Annotated in this window: 21 protein-coding genes; 8 read left to right on the top strand and 13 right to left on the bottom strand. The window is 70.0% G+C overall.

What is annotated here, in order from left to right; translation table 11 throughout:
• Nucleotides 1-94 precede the first annotated feature (94 nt).
• Nucleotides 95-751, top strand: a complete 657-nt coding sequence (locus ACVTJA_RS16710; RefSeq protein WP_465837370.1) for a hypothetical protein — start codon at nucleotides 95-97, stop codon at nucleotides 749-751.
• 1 nt (nucleotide 752) lies between these two features.
• Here ACVTJA_RS16710 and moaD read toward each other — a convergent pair whose 3' ends face one another.
• The 11 genes from moaD to ACVTJA_RS16655 all read right to left on the bottom strand — a co-directional run bounded on the left by moaD (nucleotide 753) and on the right by ACVTJA_RS16655 (nucleotide 11,789).
• Nucleotides 753-1,421, bottom strand: coding sequence for a molybdopterin converting factor subunit 1 (gene moaD / locus ACVTJA_RS16705; RefSeq protein ID WP_465837369.1), 669 nt, complete (start codon nucleotides 1,419-1,421; stop codon nucleotides 753-755).
• A complete protein-coding gene (locus ACVTJA_RS16700; protein ID WP_465837368.1) occupies nucleotides 1,418-3,238 on the bottom strand; it encodes a PKD domain-containing protein in 1,821 nt (606 codons plus the stop codon). Before ACVTJA_RS16700 ends, moaD begins: the two co-directional genes overlap by 4 nt.
• Before the next feature lie 7 nt (nucleotides 3,239-3,245).
• Nucleotides 3,246-3,983, bottom strand: a complete 738-nt coding sequence (locus ACVTJA_RS16695) for an MXAN_2562 family outer membrane beta-barrel protein (RefSeq protein WP_465837367.1) — start codon at nucleotides 3,981-3,983, stop codon at nucleotides 3,246-3,248.
• Entirely contained in the window at nucleotides 3,980-4,873 is an 894-nt protein-coding gene (locus tag ACVTJA_RS16690) for an MXAN_2561 family MXYO-CTERM-anchored protein (protein ID WP_465837366.1), read from the bottom strand. The genes ACVTJA_RS16695 and ACVTJA_RS16690 overlap by 4 nt, the downstream gene beginning before the upstream one ends.
• 126 nt (nucleotides 4,874-4,999) lie before the next feature.
• Nucleotides 5,000-6,034, bottom strand: coding sequence for an aspartate-semialdehyde dehydrogenase (locus tag ACVTJA_RS16685; protein WP_465837365.1), 1,035 nt, complete (start codon nucleotides 6,032-6,034; stop codon nucleotides 5,000-5,002).
• Nucleotides 6,035-6,083: 49 nt separating this feature from the next.
• Nucleotides 6,084-6,821 carry a tRNA (adenosine(37)-N6)-threonylcarbamoyltransferase complex dimerization subunit type 1 TsaB gene (gene tsaB, locus ACVTJA_RS16680; protein WP_465837364.1) on the bottom strand — a complete coding sequence of 246 codons (738 nt, stop codon included), beginning with the start codon at nucleotides 6,819-6,821 and terminating at the stop codon, nucleotides 6,084-6,086.
• Nucleotides 6,822-6,832: 11 nt separating this feature from the next.
• The gene (locus ACVTJA_RS16675; protein ID WP_465837363.1) at nucleotides 6,833-7,327 is read right to left on the bottom strand and encodes a septal ring lytic transglycosylase RlpA family protein; all 495 of its coding nucleotides are present in this window, start codon (nucleotides 7,325-7,327) and stop codon (nucleotides 6,833-6,835) included.
• Between the two features lie 7 nt (nucleotides 7,328-7,334).
• Entirely contained in the window at nucleotides 7,335-8,966 is a 1,632-nt protein-coding gene (rseP, locus tag ACVTJA_RS16670; protein WP_465837362.1) for an RIP metalloprotease RseP, read from the bottom strand.
• An 84-nt stretch (nucleotides 8,967-9,050) separates the two neighbouring features.
• A complete protein-coding gene (locus ACVTJA_RS16665) occupies nucleotides 9,051-9,881 on the bottom strand; it encodes a phosphatidate cytidylyltransferase (protein WP_465837361.1) in 831 nt (276 codons plus the stop codon).
• Nucleotides 9,878-10,669, bottom strand: a complete 792-nt coding sequence (locus tag ACVTJA_RS16660) for an isoprenyl transferase (protein WP_465837360.1) — start codon at nucleotides 10,667-10,669, stop codon at nucleotides 9,878-9,880. Before ACVTJA_RS16660 ends, ACVTJA_RS16665 begins: the two co-directional genes overlap by 4 nt.
• A 163-nt stretch (nucleotides 10,670-10,832) precedes the next feature.
• The gene (locus tag ACVTJA_RS16655; protein WP_465837359.1) at nucleotides 10,833-11,789 is read right to left on the bottom strand and encodes an SDR family oxidoreductase; all 957 of its coding nucleotides are present in this window, start codon (nucleotides 11,787-11,789) and stop codon (nucleotides 10,833-10,835) included.
• A 148-nt stretch (nucleotides 11,790-11,937) separates the two neighbouring features.
• Between ACVTJA_RS16655 and ACVTJA_RS16650 the strand changes: the two genes are divergently transcribed.
• The 4 genes from ACVTJA_RS16650 to ACVTJA_RS16635 all read left to right on the top strand — a co-directional run bounded on the left by ACVTJA_RS16650 (nucleotide 11,938) and on the right by ACVTJA_RS16635 (nucleotide 15,943).
• A complete protein-coding gene (locus ACVTJA_RS16650) occupies nucleotides 11,938-12,915 on the top strand; it encodes a helix-turn-helix transcriptional regulator (RefSeq protein WP_465837358.1) in 978 nt (325 codons plus the stop codon).
• 78 nt (nucleotides 12,916-12,993) lie between these two features.
• Entirely contained in the window at nucleotides 12,994-13,794 is an 801-nt protein-coding gene (locus ACVTJA_RS16645) for a tetratricopeptide repeat protein (protein ID WP_465837357.1), read from the top strand.
• 155 nt (nucleotides 13,795-13,949) lie between these two features.
• A complete protein-coding gene (locus ACVTJA_RS16640) occupies nucleotides 13,950-15,128 on the top strand; it encodes a putative metal-binding motif-containing protein (RefSeq protein ID WP_465837356.1) in 1,179 nt (392 codons plus the stop codon).
• Nucleotides 15,089-15,943, top strand: a complete 855-nt coding sequence (locus tag ACVTJA_RS16635; RefSeq protein ID WP_465837355.1) for a beta propeller repeat protein — start codon at nucleotides 15,089-15,091, stop codon at nucleotides 15,941-15,943. The genes ACVTJA_RS16640 and ACVTJA_RS16635 overlap by 40 nt, the downstream gene beginning before the upstream one ends.
• Nucleotides 15,944-16,110: 167 nt before the next feature.
• Here ACVTJA_RS16635 and ACVTJA_RS16630 read toward each other — a convergent pair whose 3' ends face one another.
• Nucleotides 16,111-18,213, bottom strand: coding sequence for a protein kinase domain-containing protein (locus ACVTJA_RS16630; protein ID WP_465837354.1), 2,103 nt, complete (start codon nucleotides 18,211-18,213; stop codon nucleotides 16,111-16,113).
• A gap of 131 nt (nucleotides 18,214-18,344) precedes the next feature.
• Between ACVTJA_RS16630 and ACVTJA_RS16625 the strand changes: the two genes are divergently transcribed.
• A complete protein-coding gene (locus ACVTJA_RS16625; RefSeq protein WP_465837353.1) occupies nucleotides 18,345-19,484 on the top strand; it encodes a serine/threonine-protein kinase in 1,140 nt (379 codons plus the stop codon).
• Nucleotides 19,481-20,431 (top strand): RluA family pseudouridine synthase, encoded by a 951-nt coding sequence (locus ACVTJA_RS16620; protein WP_465837352.1) that lies wholly within the window; start codon nucleotides 19,481-19,483, stop codon nucleotides 20,429-20,431. The genes ACVTJA_RS16625 and ACVTJA_RS16620 overlap by 4 nt, the downstream gene beginning before the upstream one ends.
• 133 nt (nucleotides 20,432-20,564) lie before the next feature.
• Here the strand turns inward: ACVTJA_RS16620 and ACVTJA_RS16615 are convergent, their stop codons facing one another.
• A complete protein-coding gene (locus ACVTJA_RS16615) occupies nucleotides 20,565-20,978 on the bottom strand; it encodes a secondary thiamine-phosphate synthase enzyme YjbQ (protein WP_465837351.1) in 414 nt (137 codons plus the stop codon).
• 48 nt (nucleotides 20,979-21,026) lie between these two features.
• Here ACVTJA_RS16615 and dinB point away from each other — a divergent pair, with 48 nt between their 5' ends.
• Nucleotides 21,027-22,229 carry a DNA polymerase IV gene (gene dinB / locus ACVTJA_RS16610; protein ID WP_465837350.1) on the top strand — a complete coding sequence of 401 codons (1,203 nt, stop codon included), beginning with the start codon at nucleotides 21,027-21,029 and terminating at the stop codon, nucleotides 22,227-22,229.
• Nucleotides 22,230-22,254 lie beyond the last annotated feature (25 nt).

Raw genomic sequence — 22,254 nt, 5'->3', positions numbered from 1 at the left:
CAGGGACCTGGCAGGCGGCGGGCGTCGTCTGTGGGACGTCCCGGTCCACTTCGAGGGGCCGGGAACGGGTGAACGACCTATGCTTCAGCGCGCGATGAACACCAGGCCGAGCGGAGGGCTGTACTGCGAGCTGTACTGGGGCACCAACCTGTCCGAGGCGTGGAGCTACGGCCCCGAGCAGGCGCAGGTTCACGCCGCCCCGGACGAGAAGGCCCCCCTCCCCCTCTACGGCTTCACGCTGCCCGAGGAGCCCTTCCTCCTCGCCGAGCACACCGAGCACGGCTGGCGCATCCACCTGCCCCCCGCCGTGCGCGCCGAGCGCCGCGTGCGCGGTGACACCTTCGGCACCGTCCCCGAGACGTCACTGCACCGCCGCGACGGCCGCACCTCCGTGGACCTGTCCGATGGCATGACGCTCCGCCTCTCCGAGGGCGACCTCCACCTCGTGGTGCAGGGCTCCGTGGTGAAGGAGCGCGTCGGCCGCCTCCAGGCGAAGGACTTCGGCTGGCTGCTGGTGGTCAGCGCCCTCTTCCTCAGCCTGCCGGTGGGCTTCCTCATCGCGGGCCCCACCCCGGAACGCAAGGCCGAGTCCAACGCGCGCGCCCTCAAGGCCGCCGCCGAGCAGGAGGCCGCGCGCCGCAAGGCCCTGGGCCTGGACACGCCGATGCGCCCCCTCACCGACGACGAGCGCGCCCAGCAGTCCGACGGTGGCACCGAAGTCCACTTGCCCGGCTACTTCCGCGTGCGCTGAGTCAGGGCCCCAGGCCCACCCAGACCTCGCCGTCCTCGAAGAACTCCTTCTTCCAGATGGGCACGTCCTGCTTGAGCCGTTCAATCGCGTGCTCACAGCCGCGGAAGGCTTCCTTCCGGTGAGGCGCCGCCGCGGCAATCACCACCGCCAACTCCCCCGGCACCAGCGTGCCCACGCGGTGGACGATGGCCAGCCGCGTCCCGGGCCACTGCGCCGCCACCTCCGCGCCAATCTCCGCCAGCTTCTTCTCCGCCATGGGTGCGTAGGCCTCGTACTCCAGCCGCAGCACGCGCCGGCCCTTCGTCTGGTTGCGCACGGAGCCGCTGAACGTCACCAGCCCGCCGTAGGCCTCGCCCCCCACCGCGTCCACCACCTCGTCCAGCCGCAGCGGCCGGTCCACCACGCGGAACAGCCCCGGCGAGCCACCCGCCACCGGCGGAATCAGCGCCACCTCCGCGCCCACGCGCACCGGCGCCTCCGGCCCGACGAACTCCTGGTCCACCGCCACGCGCAGGTGCGGCAGCAGCGGCGCCAGCGACGGGTGCCGCTCGGTGACGAGCCTCAGCACGTCCCGCACGAGCGCGCCCTCGGGAATCTCCACGGCCTCACGCGCCCCACCCGCGCGCTCGCGGGCCGCGGCGAAGTAGAGGACGGTGACGGCCCCGCTCAACGCGAGACCTCCCGCGTGCCACGCAGGGACACGCGCCCCTTGAGCCGGGCCCCGCCCTCCGCCAGCGAGAAGTCCAGGAAGGCCGAGTCCAGCGGCGTGAGCTGGTCCAGCAGCGCCCCGGTGAAGGCCTGCGCCGCGTCGAGCTGCCCCGACGGCACGCCCGGCACCTCCTCCGGCGCCTGGAGGTCCGCGCGGAGCTGCCCCAAATCCAGCATCACCGACACGTGCCCCGCGCCGAACGCCGCGCCGCCGAAGCGCTCGCGCAGCGCCGCGCCCACGTCCCCGCGCGGGCGCCCCTCCAACACCTCGCCCGCCAGCAGCGTCGCGCGCTGCGCGGTGATTCGCAGCTCCACCGGCTGCTCCCGCACCTGCGTGCGGTACAGCACGCCGTCCGGCAGCGGCTGCGTGGTGAAGCGCAGCGACGTGTCCTGCAGCTGCTTGTCGATGAGCTTGCGCACCGCCTCCGCCGAGGTGAGGCCCGCGTCCACCACCACGGTGCCCTTCGGCTCCGGCCGCTTGTTGCGGATGAAGTTGCGGAAGAAGGCCGCCGCGTCGAAGTACACCAGCATCGCCACGTCGCCGCGCAGCGCCTTCAGCAGCGCCTCCGCGTCCAGCCCCTGCTGACGCCAGCGCTCCAGCGTGCGCTCGCGGCGCGGAGAGCCCGGCGCGCCGAAGGCCAGCTTCGCCAGCTCCTCGGGCGGCACGGACAGCTGCGCCGCCGCCACGGGCCCCAGCGCCGCCTGCTCCAGCAGCGCCGACGCCGGCGCGCTCGCGCCCTGGAGCAGCGGCCGCGACGAGGCGAGGAAGCCATCCAGCACCAGCTCCTCCGACTGCATGCCCACCGACGCGAAGAAGCCGCGCACCGGGCCCGGCTCCTCGCGCGGCTCCGGCCTCGCGCCCGAGTACAGGTACACGCTGCCCTCGGCCACCTTGCCGCGCAGCTCGCCCAGGAGCGCCTCCTCGGACATGCCCGCACCGGTGAGGCCCTTCACCTCGCGCCGCGCGATTTCGGGGTCCGGAGACGCCACGGCCTGCGCCTGCACCGGCGCCCCCTCCTCCACCGCGTCCGGGCTCTCCGGCACCGCGAGGTAGAGGTAGCCCCGGTCCTCGAACAGCAGCCACTGCGGGCCGTTGTCCTGCGGCACCACCCGCATCGAGCCGTCCTCCTGCCGCAGCACCCGGTGGCCCGCCTCCTCCAGCTCGTGCCCCACCGCGTCCAGCGCCTCGGCCGGCTCGTGGATGCCCAGGAGCGCCACCACACCGTCGAAGCCGGGCAGGAGGAAGAAGCCGAGGCCCTCGTCCGGGTCCACCACGCCGGGGCCGCCGTAGAGGCTGCGCAGGAGCAGCGACACCAGCGGGGCCTCCTCCAGCGAGCGCCGCGCGTTCTCCGGGCCGATGAGCCGCTCGTAGAAGTCCACCAGCGGCTCCACGTTGCCGCGCAGCCGGGGCACCCACAGCACCGTCTGCGCGCCCGCGGGCACCGCGCGCAGCACCGGTCGCGGCACCACGGTGAGGCGCACGCGGCCCACCTCCTCGCCCTCGTGCAGCGCGCGCACGGTGTACGTGCCCGGCCGCGCGTACGCGTGGGACACGTTGGCCGCCTGCTGCGCGTCGGTGCCGTCACCCAGCTCCCAGGTGACGGCGGGGACGCCCTTCTCGCGCGAGCCGAGCTCCACCGGCACGCCCGCCTCCACCGTGCGGTCCTGCCCCAGGTCCGGCCGCACCGCGCGCCTGCAACCCGCCGCCGTGGAGCCCACGGCGACCGCCATCAGCAGGAGCGCGACAAGAGACGTGGAGCGGCGCGGTGGAAGCGGCATGAGCCGCTTAGTAGTCCAGCGCCAGTCCGAACATCCAGCGCCGACTGGACAGGTCGAGCCCCGGCTTCCCGAAATTGTTCACGTCCGCGTAGATGTACTCGGCGAACAGGTACGAGTGGTTCACCCCGAGGTCCGAGTCGAAGTCGCGCGCGAAACGCGGCTCCAGCACGTCGAGCATGAAGGCAATGCCGCCGGTGGCGCTCCAGCCCCACTTGCCGCCGGAGCCCGTGAAGCCGTCAGCGACCTCCCGGCTGCTGCCCTTGGTAATCCACCACGGGATGTAGTTGAGGCCCAGCTTGCCGTACGGCACCAGGGGCACGCCCCACTCGAAGGCCGCGTAGTCGAACTTGTAGAAGACGTTGGCGCTCAGCGGAATCACCCGCAGCGCCGTCTGCTCTCCAGCCGCCCCGCCATCGGCCAGTCTCGCCGCCGCGTACTTCTCACCGTAGCCGGCGGACAGGCTGAGCCCCGCCGTGCCATAGCCCTGGTAGAAGAAGCGCTGCAATTCCGCCTCGAACAGCAACAGCGAGGCATCACCGAAGGTGTCCTTGTACGGCGTGGCGCCGTTGAGCGCCTCCTCCTCGTCGATGCGCGGCTTGTACCCGCCCAGACGGAGGATGACGGCACCCGTGCGCGGCGAGCGCAGCGTCACGTCCTCCTGCACCAACGACGAAGTCGAATCCTCTCCCCATGCCGGAAGCGCGGCGAGCACCGCCGCGAAACCGAGGGCCGTTGCCCGCCTCATGACTGCTTCCTCCTCGAAAGCCAGAACCCCAGGGCGGCCACCACCGCGCCACCCGCGAGACCGCCACCCGCCGCGCCGCAGCCGCCCGTCTCCTGGCCGCCCGCGCGCCGATAGGCCTCGAAGAAACCGTTGCTCTTGACGGGCGTACCCTCCGACGGGTCCGACTCGGTGGAGTTGCCCGCGACGTCCGTCGCCGTGGCCGTCACGAGGTAGGTCACCCCGTTCTCCAGACCATCCAGGTTCGCGAGCCCCTCGGTGGCCGTCGTCTCGTCCGACGCCACCTCCGTGCCGACGCCCCCGTCTCCGTCCTGGAGAAAGGCCCTGACGACCACGGTGGAGTCCTCCTCGGCCTCCACCGTGACACCCAGCGCGGAGTCGCGCGGCGACACCGCGGTGATGGTGGGCTTGGGCGGGGGCTGGGTGTCGAAGCGCACCAGCGGGGCCGCCGACGGCTTGATGATGGTCTCACACTGGAGCAGGCTGTTCTGCACCTTGGTGGCCGCGCACACGCGCATCGTCTTCTCCACCTGGGCCGTGTCGCAGGTGACCGTGCCTGCGTCCCCCGACGTGAAGATGGGCAGCTGGTTCACCTTGATTTCGCGGAACAGGTTGCCCGGGCTGTTGACGCTGCCGATGGACACCTCCTGCAGCTCCAAATCACCGGCCGACGCCGTGTCCTTGCAGGAGCCATCCTGAGTGACCCACAACTGCATCGACGCGCAGGCGACGCCTCCGCTGAGGGTCCACCGGACCTCCACCGTGTCGCCACAATCGCTGCGGTTGAGCCCGACGGCCTTGCTGGTGTCAGTGATGTTGTTGACCGTCAGGGTGAGGGTCTGCCCCAGGGCGGTCGATGCGAAGAGCAGGAGACCAACGAATAGGAAACGCATGGGTACGCGCACGCTAGCAAGCGGGGGGCCACCCACAACCCCCATCTAATCGCCGGATTCCCCCCGGGAGGACGGCCGCCCCGCGCCAAACAGGCAGGGGGAGGCCGGGGCCGGTCTGCCAATTTGTCAGGCGGGGCGCTCGGCCAGCTTGAAGCCGGCCTCCACCAGGTTGAGGGCGGCGCCCCGGCTGGCGTTGTCCACCGAGGCGAAGAGCGTCACCCACTCCGGGGCCTGGGGGAAGGCGCGCACCCGGCCCACATGCACGGCCGGGTCCGACATGACGAGCATGGGCATGGGGTAGACGCGCTCGCCGGGGACGTCCAGCACCTTGAGCACCGGTGACGTCTTGAGGGCGGCGCGCACCTGCTCCACCGGGCCCGCCTTCTTGAGCTGGACGTTGAGGGTGATTCCGTGGCCGTAGAACGTCGGCACCTGCACCGCGGTGCCGGCGATGACGGGCACGTCGCCGCGCGAGGAGAACAGCCGGGCGCCCTCGAGCGTCCAGCCGCCCTCCTCTTCCGTCCACGGCGAGTTGACCATGAAGCCGCCCACCTGCGGGACGAGGTTGAAGCCCACCCGGTGGGGGAAGACGTGCGGCTCGGGCTCGCGGCCGGAGAGCAGGTCCGCCGTCTGCTTCTCCAGCTCCGCCACGCCGCGCACGCCCGCGCTGGACACGCCCATCATCGCCGTCACCTGCGCGCGCGTCACGCCGAAGGCCCGCCGCAGCGGCTCCACCAGGTGCACCACGGCGGTGGTGACGGCGCCCGGCAGGCACACCACCCGGCCCTTGAAGGTGAAGCCCGCGCCCAGCACCTCCGTGTTGAAGCCGGGCAGCACCATGGGGACGTTGCCGTCGCTCCGGAAGGCGGAGCTGGCGTCCACCACCCACGCGCCCGCCGCCTGCGCGGCCGGGGCCAGCGTGCGTGAGGCCTCGGCCGGCGTGGCCAGCAGCACCACGCCCACACCCCGGAAGGCGTCCGGCGTGGCGCGCTCCACATCCAGCGAGTCCTCGCCGTACTCCACCTCCAGCCCCTTCGAGCGCTCCGAGCCGAAGGCCCGCACGCGCTCTGCGGGCACGTCCTGCGCGTGCAGCGCGGCCAGCACCTCGCGGCCCACCACGCCGGTGGCGCCCACCACGGCGATACTGAAGTCGTTTTTCATGGCGCGTCCTTTACGTCACCGCGCACGCGGGCAGTACTCGCGCGTGCGTTCAGTCATCCTTCAACCGCGCCGCGGGCGCGGGGCCCGGCAGCGGGGGGAACTTCGGGTTGCGCTCCGGCTCGGAGGCGCGCACGTAGTGCGGCTCCAGCGAGAAGAGCGCCTGCAGCGAGCGCTCCTCCGGGAAGCGCACCAGCCGCGCCAGCTCCACCGCGGACGGGAAGCCCGGCCCCGCCAGCAGCCGCTCGGGCGCGACGCCGTGCGACTCCAGCGCGGCGCGGTAGTCCACCAGCGCGGGGCCCAGCGCCAGCGCGCGAGGCTCGGCGGCGAGCCGCTCCGCCACCTCCTTCGGCGACATGGCCGTCTCCGGCTCCAGCGCCTCCACCGTGGCACCGGTGCGCCGGTACGCGCCCAGGTACAAGTCATCCTTGCGCGCCACCGCGAGGCAGTACAGCGGCACGCCCTCCGGCCCCTCCAGCGCCACCGCCGCCAGCGACGACGCCCCGGCCACCTTCAGGCCCGTCGCGTACGCCAGCGACTTCACCGTGGCCAGGCCGATGCGCAGCCCCGTGAAGGAGCCCGGCCCCAGCCCCACCGCCAGCCCTTCCAACTCCGCCAGCTTCACGCCGTGCCGCGCGAGCAGCTCACCCACCACGCCGGGCAGCACCTCGCTCTGCTTCTGCGGCGGCGGTACCACCACGTGCTCCAGCGCGCGCACGGCCCCGGAGGGCTCGCGCTCCACCAGGGCGAGCGACAGCGTCAGCGTGGAGGTGTCCAGCGAGAGGAACATGGCGCCGCTCCCTACACCGGCGCGGCCCACGATGCCCGGGGAATCTCCGAGACGGGTGTCTCGCACCGGTACAGCCGCACCCGCGCCACGCCCTTGTCCAGCATGCCCAGCTTCTTCGCGGCCGCCTGCGAGAGGTCGATGATGCGGCCCTCCACGAAGGGCCCGCGGTCATTCACCCGCACCTCCACCTGCTTGCCGTTCTCCATGTTGACGACGCGCAGGCACGAGCCGAAGCGCTCCTTGCGGTGCGCGGCGGTGAGGGCGTTCTGGTTGAAGCGCTCCCCGCTCGCGGTGGGCCTGCCGTGCAGCCCGGGGCCGTAGAAGGACGCCAGCCCCTCGCCCAGGTACGTGCGCGGCATCTGCTCCCGCTTCGTCACGCGCGGCGAGCCGGAGGAGGCCGGCTGCTCGCGCGTGGACGTCTCCGGCGGCTGGGGCTTCGCGGCGCGCGGCGCGCAGGCCGCGAGCACGCTCAAGCCCAGCATGACGGCAACGAAGCTTCCTCGCATGGCACCTCTAGCGCATGACGTCGTTGGTGACGGCCAGCAGCATCAGCATGATGAGCAGCGCCAGGCCGACCATGTTGGCCACCTCGCGCACGCGCACCGGAATGGGGCGGCGGCGCACGCCCTCCCAGGCGGCGGACAGCAGGTGGAAGCCGTCCAGCACGGGAATGGGCAGCAGGTTCATCACCCCCAGGTTGATGGAGATGATGGCCATCAGGTTGAGGAAGCTGTCCATGCCCTGCTCGGCGCTCTTGGACGCCATCTGGTACATCATGATGGGTCCGCCCACCGTGCTCAGCGGCACGTCACGCGTGACGAGCCCGCCAATCACCTTCACCATCTGGAAGACGATTTTCGGGACGATGAGCGCCGCTTCCTTGAAGGCCGCGCCCGGGCCCAGGTGGACGGTGACCTCGTCCTGCGGCGGCACATCCGTCGCCGTCAGCAACCACCCGCGCACGCCCAGCGCCAGCGGCGCGCTCTTGGTGCCCATCCCGTCCGTCATCGGCAGCGGGGCCTGGGCCAGCTTCTCCGTGCGCTCACCGTCCGCGCCACGCCACACCAGCGTGAAGGGCTGCTCCTTCACCTCACCGAGGTTCTGCACGAGCTCCTGGAAGGACTGGAGCGGCTTGCCGTTCATGGAGACGACGCGGTCTCCCGGCTTCAGCCCGGCCTTCTCCGCCGCGCTGCCCGAGGCGACGACGGCCAGGTACAGGTCCGCGGGCTCCGCGCCCAGCGCCGCCAGGCCCTCTCCCGACTGCCGGGGCACGGTGAGCTTCAGCACCCGGGGCACCCGTCCCGTCACCGCGCCCGCCTCCACCGCGTCCAGCCGCCGCACGGCGAGCTCCAGCGACGTGCCTTCCGGCACCTTGTCCACGACCTGCTGGAGCCGGGCCTCGTCCGCCACGGCCGTGCCGTTGACGGTGAGGATTCGGTCGAAGGTGCGCAGGCCCGCCTGCTCCGCGACGGAGCCCTTCGGCACGCCGACGAGGGCCGGCCGCGAGGCCGCCATGATGCCAATCTGCCCCCGCTCCACCGTCTCGATGGGGGACTTCTCCTCGTTGCGCCGGGGCGTCACCTGCAGGGTGACGCGCTGCCCGTCGCGCTCCACCACCACGGGGATGGGCCGCTCGAAGCGGCCGATGAAGGCCTCCTGCATGTCGCCGAAGGTCTCCACCTCGATGCCGTCCACCGCGCGCACGCGGTCTCCCGGGCGGACGCCAGCGGAAGCGGCGGGCTGGCCGGGGATGACGCTGCCCACCAGGGTGGACGTGGCCTGATGTGGCCCGAGGTAGACGAAGAAGTAGATGAGGACCGGGAAGATGAGGTTGAAGACCGGCCCCGCCAGGACGATGAGGCCGCGCTTCCAGGGCGGCTGCGCCAGGAAGCCCCGGCTGGCCTCCTCCGGGCTGAGCTCCTCGTGGGGCAGGTCTCCCGCCATCTTCACGAAGCCGCCCAGGGGCAGCAGCGCAATCTGGTACTCCGTCTCACCCTTGGTGAAGCCAATCAGCTTCGGCCCGAAGCCGATGGAGAACTTGAGAACCTTCACCCCGCAGGCCTTGGCCACGAGGAAGTGGCCGAGCTCGTGCACCGTCACGAGCACGCCCAGCAACAGGATGAAGAACCCGGCATTCTGGAGCATGGGCGCAACAGTAATCGTGGGCGCCCGGAGGGACAACGCACATCAGGGCCCGCCGAGCAGGCGGGCAGGCGGATTCACGCGCGGTTACGGCAGGAGACCGCGCACGAATTGCACATAGACGAACACCAGCGGGGCGTTGAACAGCAGCGCGTCGATGCGGTCCAGCACGCCGCCGTGGCCGGGGATGAGGAACCCCGAGTCCTTCACGCCGTACGCGCGCTTGAGCATGGACTCGCACAGGTCGCCGATGGGCCCGAGGATTCCGCCCGCCACGCCCAGGAGCACGCAGTCCCACACGGTGAAGACGGGGAAGAAGCCCGCCTTGGCGATGAACATGCCGCCCACCGAGCCGAGCATGCCGCCGAAGAAGCCCTCCCACGTCTTGTTGGGGCTCACCTCGGGGTAGAGCTTGTGCTTCCCCAGGAAGCGGCCGAAGAAGTACGCGGCGGTGTCGTTGGCCCAGGTGATGACCAGCGCACAGATGACCCACGCCAGGCCGTCCCCGGGCAGCAGCCGCAGGGCGGACAGGGCGGTGAGGCCCACCGCACCGTACAGGAAGCCGTTGACGAGGTGCGCGGTGCGGGTGGGGGCCTCGGCGAGGGGGCCCTTGAAGAGGTGGTAGATCCACGCGAAGAACGCGTAGACGATGGTGAGCCAGAAGGCCGTCTCACCCGTGCGGGCGGCGTCCTTCAGCGGCAGGAAGGGCAGCACCGCGGCGGCGAGCATGCCCACCCAGGCGGCCACCGTGAGCCGCTTCTGGACGATGAGGTAGTACTCGCCCACGCACGCGGCGGCGGCGACGGCGAGCAACCCGGCGCTCCAGACGCCCCCGAGGAACAGCAACAGCAGCACCAGCGGCAGCAGCGTCACTGCCGATACGACGCGGATGACGAGGTTTCGGTTCTTGTCGTTCACGCCTTGGCCCGTTGCGGAGGGTCGTCCCGCTTCACCTGGGCGGAGGTGAGCCCGAAGCGCCGCTCACGCTGCTGGAACTGCGCCACGCAGCGGAGGAACTCCTCGGTGCGGAAGTCCGGCCACAGGGCGTCCGTGAAGCACAGCTCCGCGTACGCCACCTGCCAGAGGAGGAAGTTGGACACGCGCAGCTCGCCGCTGGTGCGCACCACCAGGTCCAGCGGGGGCAGCCCGTTCGTCCACAGGAACTGCTCGAAGTCCTTCTCCTCCACCGGCCCCGTCGCGGGCAGTTCGCCCTTTGCAATCGCGTCCGCCATGCGCCGGGCGGCCTGGAGGATTTCCTCGCGCCCGCCGTAGGACAGCGCCAGCGACAGCACCATGCCGGTGTTGTGCTTCGAGTCGGCGATCAGCTTCTCGAGCGGCTCGCGCACGTAGCGGGGCAGCCGGTCCACGTCGCCAATGGCGTTGAGGCGGATGCCGTTGTCGAGGATTTCGGGGCGCTCGCGCTCGAGGTAGTCGCGCAGCAGCTCCATGAGGCCAGCGACCTCCTCGGCGGGACGGGCCCAGTTCTGCGAGGAGAAGGCGTACAGCGTGAGGGCCTGGATGCCCAGGCGGCGCGCGGTGCGGGTGACTTCACGCACGCTGACGCTGCCCTCGCGGTGGCCCTCCAGCCGGGGAAGCCCCCGGGACTCCGCCCAACGCCCGTTGCCATCCATGATGATGCCCACGTGGCGAGGCACGGGACGGGCCTTCACCTGTAGCTCGAGGGCGGAAACCGAAGGGCGATCCATTGAGCCGCGCACCCTATCGACGCTGCGCTGCGCCGTCCACGGGCGCGTAGCCCAACCGTCACCCGACCGCCCTGGCCGGTCGCCCGTCGGGGCTGAATGGCCAGAGCGCCAGGACATGTGGGGCGGAGTAGGCATGACCTGGTCCGCTCCCCTGCTCGCACGCTCAGTATTCGGGCCAGTTGGGCCGGACGCGCTCGATGGGGCTGTCGAGCCACGAGGCGTAGGCGGCCTCGTTGGCGGCGGGGTACGGCGTGCCATAGGTGCGCGAGAAGTGCTCGGCCCAGTGCGGCTGGGAGCCGTCCACGTCGGTGAAGCCGTACTCACGCGCGAGGTCCCAGGAGGCGAAGACGCGGCCGGCCTTGGAGCCCACGTTGGGATCGGCCGCGAGCGCCGCGACGGCACGGCCCACGAAGAAGGGAGACTCCGAGCAGATGAAGTCGGGCTCCTTCTTCGCGCCGTCGCGCCAGTTGGCCTCGGTGACGCCGAAGAGCTCCAGCATCTCTTCCGAGCGCAGGAAGCCGGGCGTCAGGGCCAGCGCCGTCACCTTCGTGCGCCGGAGGTCTCTCGACATGGAGAAGGCCAGCCGGATGACGGACATCTTCACGAGGTCGTACCAGAGGCTGCCGCGGTAGCCGAACATGTTGCCGTCGGTGATTTCGACGATGAGCCCCTGGTTGCGCTCCACCATGAGCGGGACGGCGTGACGGCTCGTCAGCACGTGCGTGAAGATGGCGCGCTCGAACATCTGCTGGCCCTTCGCGACGTCCTGCTTCCAGAACGGCGGGCCGAACTCGGTGAGCTGCTCGCCGCCCCAGATGTCATTCACGAGGACGTCGAGTCGGCCCTGCTCGCGGCGGATGCGCTCGCAGAGGGCGATGACCTCCTCCTCCACGGAGTGGTCCACGCGCACCGCGATGCCCTTCCCTCCCCGTGCATCGACCAACTCCGCTGTCTCCTCGATGGTCTCCGGGCGGTTGGAGCCGGAAGCGGGCCGTCCGCGGACGCTGCGGCCCGTGCAGTACACGGTGGCTCCGGCCTCACCGAGCATGGTGGCGATGCCGCGTCCCGCCCCGCGCGTGGCGCCTGCGACGAGTGCGATGCGTCCTTCGAGTGGCTTCATGGCTGGGCTCTCCTTGGTGGACCGGAGGGTGGATGGCTTCGCCGGTCGTTCGCAACGCACCCTAGGGAGGGAATCCTGACATCCGCTGTCATGATTCCCCGCGTACAGTGCGCGGCCGATGCGAGCAGACCGACTCGTCAGGCTGACCTTGCTGTTGCAGATGCGCCCGAAGATGACGGCGGGAGAGCTGGCGCGTGAGCTCCAGGTGTCCGAGCGGACGATTCACCGGGACGTGGAGGCGCTCTCCAGCGCGGGCGTGCCGGTGTACGCGACGCGCGGCGCGGAGGGCGGCGTGTCCCTGCTGGAGGGCTGGCGCACGCAGCTCACCGGGCTCACCCGGGCGGAATTGCATGCGCTGGCCACCGTGGGCGCGCCGGGAGCGTTGGAGGATTTGGGATTGTCGGCGCCGCTGCGCACGGGGCTGGTGAAGCTCGCGGCGGCGCTGCCAGCGATTCAACAGCCTGCGTTGGAGTACGCGCGTCAGCGGCTCCATGTGGACGCGTCCTCGTGGTTCGCGGAGCGCGAGCCCGTGCCGCATCTGGCGGTGCTGCGGGACGCGGTGTGGCAGGACCGGCGGGTGTCACTGGTGTATCGGGACTTCGACGGGAAGCAGAGCAAGCGGACGGTGGACCCGTACGCGCTCGTCATCAAGGCGGACCGCTGGTACCTCGTCGCGGGAAAGGAAGGCGAGCCGCGCGTCTACCGGGGCTCACGGGTGGACGGCGCGCGAATGCTGGCGGAGACGTTCGAACGGCCGCAGCGCTTCGATTTGCCCTCGTTCTGGAAGGAGTGGTGCCAACGCTTCGCGGAGAAGCGGGCGACCTTCGAGGTGTCACTGCGGCTCACGGAGGAGGCTGCGGAGAAGCTGCGGCAGATTCGTCCGCGCACCGAGCACGCGCGCTTCGACTCGGCGCCTAAGTCTCGAAAGGGATTGAGGACGGTCACCGTGGACTTCGAGCGCGAGAGCATCGCCGTGGGTCAACTCTGCGAGGTGGGCGGCGGCTTCGAGGTGCTCGCGCCGGAGGCATTGCGGAACCGGCTCGTCGATTTGGCGAGAGGGATTCTGGCGATGCATGACCGTTCACTTCAGCAATCCGGTGACGCGAAGAAGAAAGCTCCGCGATGAGCCGGCGAAGCTGGCGTGCTAGGGTTGGCTTCCATGGAAAGCATTCCTTTCGGGGGGAAGTCTGTCCGTTGTCTGGCCTTGTGTCTGGTCCTGGCGCTGCCGGGGCTGACCTTCGCGCAGGGGGCGGCACCCGCCACGACGAAGGCCAGCACCGGGCAGGAGAATGGATTCCAGGCGCGATTGAAGGAGGCAGCGCGGCTCTACGAGGAATTGGAGTATGAGCAGGCTCTCGACGCGCTGACCCAGGCCATTGCCCTGGTGAAGACCGACGCCGAGCGGATCCAGCGGGCCCTGTACGAGGGCATCGTGATGGCGGACGTCGGGCAGCGGGCCCGCTCGCTCGCGGCGTTCCGCGAGGCGCTCTTGCTGAACCCGAATGCCCAGCTTCCGGTGAAGGTGTCCCCCAAGGTGGCGCGGGACTTCGAGATGGTGCGCTCGGAGGTGAAGAACGAGCTCGCCGTGCTGGAGCGCGCGAAGCCCGTGCAGCCGCCCACGCCCACAGACCGTCCGACGCGGCCACCCGAGCAGATTCCGGAACTCATCGCGAAACCGACGCCCACCGCGCCCGTGGGAGGATTGGATGAGCCGGCCCTGGACGAGAAGAGCTCGCGCCGAATCCGGCCGCTCTCGCTGGCGCTGCTCGGAGCGGGCGTGGTGGCTGGCGGAGCGGGGACGTATTTCGGGCTCCGGTCCCAGGGCAACATCGACGACGCACGCAAGGTCGCCCCTCTCAGCGAGAAGGAAGCACATCTGGATGACGCCCGGGGACAGGCTCTCGCGGCCAACATCCTCTTCGGCGTCGCTGTCACCGCGGCGGCGGGCGCTGTCATCACGTACTTCACCGGCAACGAGACCGCGCAGGCGGAGGTGTCTCCGTAATTCGCGCGGCGCTGGTTGTGTTGCTGCTCGGTACTTCGTGCACCGTGCCGAGCCTCAACGAACTTCTGTGCGACGGCTCAGACTCTCTCACTCCTACAGGTGTTGCGGGTGGACCAGTCGATGCAGTCCTCGGTAACCGCTTGGGCTGTAGCGCCGTGAAGGTCACGGTGACCTACGAAGGCTTCAAGCCCGGCTGCATGCGCGTCATCGCGCGCGACGTGGCCAGCGGGACGGAAATCACCCAGGAGGTCAAGGACACGGTCACGCCCGGCGACGGCTCGCTCGTGGTCGCGGTGCTCCCTCCGGGCAACTGGGGCAGCACAGTGCAGGTGGAAGCGCGGGCCTACGAGCGCTTCTGCGACGTACAACAGGTCGCGACCGCCTCGCGGGACGTCGAGCTGACACGAGGCCAGTCGGCCACTGCGTCTCTGTCGCTGAAGGCAACGGACGCGGATGGGGACGGCTACGTCGCTCCAAACTCGGGCGGCACCGACTGCAATGACAACCCGACCGCCGGGGCCAACATCCATCCGGACGCGGCAGAATTGTGTAACGACGTGGACGACAACTGCGACGGCAAGTCGGATAGAGAAGCGTTCCAGCTGGGAGCGGCGTGCACCGCCTCCGGCTGCAGCGGCACAAATGCCTGTGGCAGCGATGGCAAGCACTTCTGCCAAACGCCCACCGTCTTCCAGGCGTATCCGGACGCGGACAACGATGGGTACGCGGACAAGAGCGCGACCGCGAAGACCTTCTGCGGCACCGTAGACCCCGGATATATCGTCACCACCACGCCCGACGACTGCGATGACACCCCCGCCACGGGCGCCAGCGTGCACCCCGGGGCCATGGAGCTCTGCGACACCCGGGACAACTGCAACGGCCAGACCGACGAGGGCATCGCGGGGCGTGGTGACGCGTGCACCATTTCAGCGACCCAATGTGCCGGCACCCAGCAGTGCACTGCCGGAAGCGGGTTGACGTGCATCGCGACGCAGGCCGCGACGAAGTGGTACCCGGATGCGGACGGTGACGGTTATGGCCCGAACTCAGGGGAGAGGGAGTCCTGCGTGCAGCCCCCCACTTTCGTGAGCCAGGGCGGCGACTGCGATGATGGCAACCGCTTCATCCACCCCGGCGCGAGCGAGGTTTGCGATGGGCTCGACAACGACTGCAAGTCCCCATCCGACGATGCGGCCGTGTGCCCGGGAGGTGGACCGAAATGGGTCGCTCAAGCAGGCGTCGGCGGGGAGGCCAGATCTGGCATTCGGTCTCCACCTGGACGCCAGGAGGCGTGTGGTTCGTCGGCGACAACAATCGCCGCGCGTTCATGAAGCCGACAGAAACGGCATTCACCGTGACGACGAATGGGTGCGGCGATTCGACGACCGCCTGGTATTCCGTCTGGGCCGACCCCAACAACAATGGTCGTGCCTATCTCGGCTCCGCAAGTGGCCGGTTGGCGTTCCAGGATCCGACCGCCACTCCTGGCTGCACCCAGGTCGCGGATATTGATTACCCCGTCCAAGGCATCACGGGCGTGCGGAACAACAACGTGCTCGAGTTCTACGGAGCAAGCGACCAGAACGGCGCTGCAACTCTAGGCTCTGCATTCCGATGGGACGGCGCCAGCGCCTCGGTGACCTTCAACGCCCCCACCAATACCGTGCTCCCCCTCTATGATGTCCACGCAGTGTCCCCGGACCGGGTCTTCGCGGTCGGCGGTAGTAACTCGGGCACCTTCGTGGGACCGCGTGTCTTCTGGTTCAACAATGACTCGAAGCAGTGGGACTCGATGGGAGTGGAGTCGAAGGTCCCAGGGCTGTCGTGGCGCCTCAATGGAATCTGGCTGGTAAACGAGCAACTGATGTTCGTCGTTGGTGATGATGGCGTCGCCCTGCGGTGGAACGGCACGGACTGGAGCAGGCTGAACTTCCCCAACAACGACGACCTGACGTCCGTGGTTGCCTTCGGCATGAACTCGGCCTACGCCACCTCGCTCCAAGGCAACATCTACCGATTCAATGGCACGAGCTGGGCGCGAATTGGCGATCTCGGGAGCGTCCAGCTCCACGACATCGCGGGCACCAGTCCCGTGGACCTCTGGGTGGCCGGCAACAAGGGCAACATCATCCACTGGCCGCAGTAACGCCCTACTCCGCTTCCAGGTTGAGCTTGAACACGTTCGGCGGGTCCGCCTTCACCTCGATTGGCTCCAGGCCCTGCCCTTGGATGCGGCCCCACTGCGCACGCGGCCCCGTGCAGTATGCGGGGCCGCCACAGCACAGCCCTCAGCGATAGCAACTCCGTACCGCCCTATTCCCCGTCCCACTTGAGCTTGAACACGTTGGGACCGCTCGCCGTGACCTCGATGGTCACTGTCTTCTCCAGCTTGTCCTCGGGGTTCACGAGCCTCAGCCTGTGCTTGCCCACGGAAACCGTGACGGCCTTGTCGAACGGCATCGAACCGACCAACTTCCCGTCGATGTACACGACGGCGTAGGGGCGAATGCGGATGTCTATCGGGACCTTGACCGTGGTGGACCGGGCCGGAGGCGTCGGCCGAGGCCCCTGCCAGGTCGGTTTCTCCGCGACTGTCTTCGGCGCGGCCGAGGCACCAGAAGCACTGACGGGAGTCACCGTGGTGGGAGGCGTCACCGCGGCTTGAGCCGCTCCCGGTGCGGTCCCGTTTGTAGCCGCTGGAGCACTGTCCTGGACCGGCTTCCCTTCAACCGGCTCCTGCTCCTCGCTGCCTTGCGCTACATCCGTTCTCGGAGCAGGTCCCGCTCCAGCAGCCGAATTCACCACCGTGGCGCCACTGCTCTTCGAGGGCCCGGCCACGGGCGCTGAAGGCGGAGCCGGAGTGACACGGTCCGCCCGCGGCTCGAAAGGCTTCGGCTGCTCCGGCAGCGGCTTCACATCCACCGGCACCGCGTGCTCCGGGTCCGAGCCGAACAGCACCACCGCGCCGCCCACCGCGAGCAGCACACCACCCGCCGCCACCGCGACGAGCGTGCGTGAGCGCTTCGGCACCGGCTGCGGCGCGGTGTACTCCGCGCTCCGCGTATCCAGCGAGTCCTCGGCGTCCACCTTCCCGTCGGAACTCGACTGCCCCACGGAAGGCGAAGCGTCCGTCACGGCCCCCATCGCCACGGCCGCGGGCGGCTTCCACGTCCCGCCCGCACGGCCTCCCGCTACCGCCAGACCGGGCGCAGCACGCGCTTCCGTTCGCGGCCGAGACGACGCCTGTCCGCTGCCCTGAATCGCCCGCTCCTGAACGGTGGCCCGCTCCGCGGGGCGGAGCGCCGGGAGCTCCTCTTCTGTGGGCCCCTCCATCTCGCCCATCATGGAGCGCATCGAAATCGGCATCGGCGTCGTGGGCGACGTGGAATCCACCGGCGGCTCTGGCGGCGCCGCCATGGAGATGGACCTCGGTCCCGTCACCGGCTTCGGCCCCGTCTGCACACGCGGCCCGGCCACCGGCGGCGTCATGCCCACGGCGGCCGCGCCCGTTGCCGCCATCCACTGCGCGATGAACTGCGAAATCTGGTACGCGCCCACCGACTCACCGGTGGACATCACGAACCGCTCCAAATCCGACTGAAGCGCGCGGCAGTCCGGGTAGCGCTTGTCGCGGTCCTTCGCGAGCGCCTTGTCCAACACCTGCTGCAGCGCCACCGGCAAATCCGGCCGCCGCTGCGTGGCGGGAATGAAGGTCTCGAACAGAATCGCCTGCATCACGCTCACGTCCGTCGTCGCGTCGAACGGCCGCTTGCCCGTGAGCAACTCGTACAGCACCACCCCGAGCGCGTAGACATCCACGCGCTTGTCCAACGGCTTCGTCTGGAGCTGCTCCGGTGGCATGTACGCCACCTTCCCCTTCACCACGCCCGTCTGCGTGCGATGGCTCTGCCCCGCCACCTTCGCGATGCCGAAGTCCACCACCTTCACCGCGCCCTGCCTCGACACCAGGATGTTGTCCGGGCTCACGTCGCGGTGAATCAGCCCCAGCAGCTCGCCGGTCGCCGAGTCCCTGAAGTCGTGCGCGTACGCCAGCCCCTCCGCGGCGTATGCCACCAGCTTCGCGCACAGCGCGGGCTGCAGCGGCACCTCCTGTGCGCGCTTCACCAGCTTGCGCAGCGTGGGCCCGTCGATGAGCTCCATCGCCAGGAAGTAGCTGCCCTCGGCTTCACCGAAGTCGAAGATCTGCACGACGTTCGGATGCTCCAGCTGCGCGGCCAGCTTGGCCTCGCCGAGGAACATCTCAACAAATGCCGGGTCCTCCGCCAGATGCGGGAGGATGCGCTTGAGCACGAGCGTCTTCTCGAAGCCCATGGGCCCGGCGGCCTTCGCCAGGAAGACCTCCGCCATGCCCCCCGAGGCGAGCTTACGAACGAGCTGGTACTTCCCGATTTGCATGTTGGAGTCGGGTTCTCCCAGGTTTGATGGAAAAGTGAAACCCCGCCCGGCCCGCTCTGCCCAACTCCAGGCAAACGAGCGTACATCGCGTTTGACCCTGACCCGACGCGCTCCGTAGGATCTCCGCACCCATGCCCCCGAAGGTCATCGGTCCCTACCGCGTTCTTGAGACGCTCGGCAGTGGCGGGGCCGGAACCGTGTACCGGGCCCTGGACCGCCGCACCAACGACGAGGTCGCGCTGAAGCTGCTCTCAGCCGGCCCCGCGTTGGACGCTCGTGCCGCGCGCAGGCTCGCCCGCGAGTTCGACACGCTCGCGGACCTGTCCCATCCGAACGTGGTCAAGGTCTTCGAGTCCGGCGTCCACCAGGGCTGGCCGTACCTCGCCATGGAGCTCATCGAGGGGCTCACGCTGCGCCACTACCTCGACATGAGCGGCGAGGACCTGCTCTCCAACCCCGCCGGCCTCACGCCGCGCAGCCCGCTGTCCATCAAGCGCACGGCGGACGACGACTTCGGCCCCGGCAGCGACGACAGCGTCTCCGGCTCGCAGGAGAGCGGCGAGGCCGTCTTCGGCCTCGAGGCCTTCGCCGACGAGGCCCCCAGCGAGGACCTCGCCAGCTTCGCGGGCGGCGGAATGACGGGCGGCCTGGCGTCGTCCGCGTACGACTCGGACGACTCGTACGAGGGCCTCGCCCCGCCGCCCCCCGCGCCCCGCCGTCCGGTGCCCGAGGACCGCAACCGGGTGATGCGCGTGGAGGAGCTCAACCGCCCCGAGCGCATGGGACGTCTCAAGGACGCGATGCTCCAGGTCTGCGAGGCGCTCGCGTACATCCACGGCCACGGCCTGGTGCACCGGGACCTCAAGCCGTCCAACATCATGGTGGACGAGGACCGGCAGGTGCGGCTGATGGACTTCGGGCTCGCCAAGTTCCTCGCGGACGACGTGGCCATCACCGAGGCCGGCAAGATGGTGGGCACGTACCGCTACATGGCGCCGGAGCAGATTCTGGGTGAGCCGCTGGATGGGCGCTCGGACCTGTACAGCCTCGGGGTCATCCTCTATGAGCTGATGAGCGGGCGGCCCCCCTTCGACGCGAAGACGCCGCACGAGCTCTGGCGTCAGGTGCTGGAGACGGAGCCGCCACCGGTGCTGGCGCTGAACCTTTACGGGGACCCGCAGCTCGCGCGCGTGGCCCACCGCCTCATCCGCAAGGAGCCGGACGACCGGTTCCAGACGGCCGAGGAAGTCTACGAGGCCCTTTCCGAGTGAATCCCCCCAAGCTGCACACCCTCACCGTGGACGCCGGCAAGGCGGGCCAGCGGGTGGACCTCTTCATTGGCGAAGCCCTGGGCCTGTCTCGCGCGCGCCTCAAGCGCCTCTTCGAGGCCGGCGCGGTGAAGGTGAATGGCCGCACCGCGAAGAAGGGCCTCACGCTGACGGCCGGCCAGCAGATTGCGGTGGAGGTCGAGGACGAGACGCGCGAGGCGGTGCCCGACACCGACTTCCCGCTGGTGGTGCTGCACGAGGACTCGGCGCTGGTGTTCGTGGACAAGCCCGCCGGCCGGCCCTCGCACCCGCTGCAGTCCGGTGAGACGGGCACGGTGGCGAACGCGCTCGTGGCGCGCTACCCCGAGTGCGCGCAGGCCTCCGTGGACCCGCGCGAGGGCGGGCTGTGCCACCGGCTGGACGTGGAGACGTCCGGAGTGCTGGTGGCGGCACGCACGCGTGAGGCGTGGACGGCGGTGCGCGAGGCCTTCGGTGGGCGCTCGGTGGACAAGCGCTACGTGGCGCTGGTGACGGGGCCGCTGGCGGACGAGGGCGACATCGACGTGCCGCTGCGCCACCACCCGCGCCATCCGGACCGCGTGGAGCCCGCGCCCCACGGCGCCGAGGACGCGCGCGAGGCGGTGTCGCGCTTCAAGGTGCTGGCGCGCACGGGCGAGCACAGCCTCGTGGAGGTGCAGATTCTCACCGGCGTGCTGCACCAGGTGCGCGCGCACCTGGCCGGCGTGGGTGCGCCCATCGTCGGTGACACGCTGTACGGCGGACGCGAGGCGCCGGGGCTGGGCCGCTTCTTCCTGCACGCCCGGTCGCTGTCCCTGCCCCACCCGCAGACGCAGCGGCAGCTCCGTGTGAGCAGCCCCCTGCCTCCGGAATTGCGCGCGGAGCTGGAACGCCTGGGACTGCCCCTTCCGTCGAGCATCAGCGAGGGCTGAAGCCTCTACCCGCCTGGGAGGCCCGCATCGGAACGGAGCTTCCGTTCCGGACCAGCGGGGTTCCCTCGGAGCCCTGCCCCCCCGCCCCACCTGTGACGTCGTCCTCTCGGAGACGCCCCCTCAGGGTGTAGCCCTACGCGCCCATCACCTTCACGATGACGCGCTTTCGGCGCTGTCCGTCGAACTCGGCGTAGAACACCTGCTGCCATGGCCCCAGGTCCAGCTTCCCGGTCGTCACCGGGATGACGACCTGGTGGTGCACGAGCATGGACTTGAGGTGCGCGTCGCCGTTGTCCTCGCCGGTGCGGTGGTGGCGGTAATCGGGACCGAAGGGCGCCAGCTTCTGGAGCCACTCCCAGATGTCTTCATGGAGGCCGGGCTCGTCGTCGTTGACGAAGACCCCGGCGGTGATGTGCATGGCCGAAACGAGGACCATCCCTTCCTGGATGCCGCTCTTGCGGACCAGCGCGGCCACCGTGTCGGTGAGGCGGACCAGCTCGCGGCGCTCCTTGGTTTCGAACCACAGGTACTCGGTCAGGGTCTTCATGTCGGCGGCGGTTCAGCGTCAGAGGGGCCCACTACAGTGACTCACGCCATGCGAGCCATCATCCACGTGGACATGGACGCCTTCTATGCGTCCGTGGAGCAGCGCGACAACCCTGCCCTGCGGGGCAAGCCCATCATTGTCGGTGGGCATGCACAGCGCGGGGTCGTCGTCGCCGCCTCCTACGAGGTCCGTCCCTTCGGGGTGCGCAGCGCCATGCCCATGGCCCGCGCCATGAAAGCCGCGCCGCACGCCATCGTCGTGAAGCCGCGCTTCTCCGCGTACGCCGAGGCCAGCGAGCAGGTCTTCTCCATCTTCGAGCGCTACACGCCGCTCATCGAGCCGCTCTCGCTGGACGAGGCGTTCCTCGACGTGACGGCCTCGGTGGGCCTGTTCGGCTCGCCCGCGGAGATCGCCCGGCGCATCCGCAAGGAGATTGCCGACGAGCTGTCCCTGCCGGCCTCCGCGGGCATCGCCCCCGTGAAGTTCGTGGCGAAGATTGCCTCGGACCTGGCGAAGCCCAACGGCCAGCGCGAGGTGCGGCCGGAGGAGATGGTGGCGTTCCTCGCCGCGCTGCCGGTGTCGCGCCTGTGGGGCGTGGGGCCGAAGACGGAGGAGGCGCTCAAGCTCGCGGGGCTGCGGACCATCGGCGACGTGGCGGTGCGGGAACCGGAGTGGCTGGAGGAGCGGCTGGGCTCCAGCGGACGGCACCTGTGGGAGCTCTCGCAGGGCATCGACTCGCGAGAGGTGGTGCCGGACCGGGCCGCGAAGAGCGTGGGCGCGGAGGACACCTTCGAGGAGGACCTCACGGGCGTGGACGCGCTGAAGCCGCACGTGCACTCGCAGGCGCTGCGGGTGGCGAGGCGACTGCGGCGCGCGGGCGTGAAGAGCCGCGTGGTGCAGCTCAAGCTGAAGTTCTCGGACTTCACACTCATCACCCGGCGCACCACGCTGCGCGAGGCCACGGATGACGGACAGACGCTCTACCGCACGGCGCTGGAGCTGCTGGAGCGCTCGCACGAGGGCAAGCCCATCCGCCTCACCGGCGTCAGCGTGCAGCTCGACGAGGTGCCGCCGCAGCTCGGGCTCTTCCCCGCCGCGCCGCCGCGCACCGCGAAGCTGAACGCGGCGCTGGACAAGATCGCGGAGCGCTTCGGCAGCAAGGCGATTACGACGGCGGACATCGCGGGCAGCGAGGCCACCGACAGCGACGAGCACCGCTCCGAGCGCCCCGTGGAGAAGCCGAAGCGCTGAAGCTCCCCTCCCCCGGTGCTCCCTC

This window comes from Pyxidicoccus sp. M6 (assembly GCF_055568925.1).
This window is presented reverse-complemented; position numbering and strand designations above follow the sequence as displayed.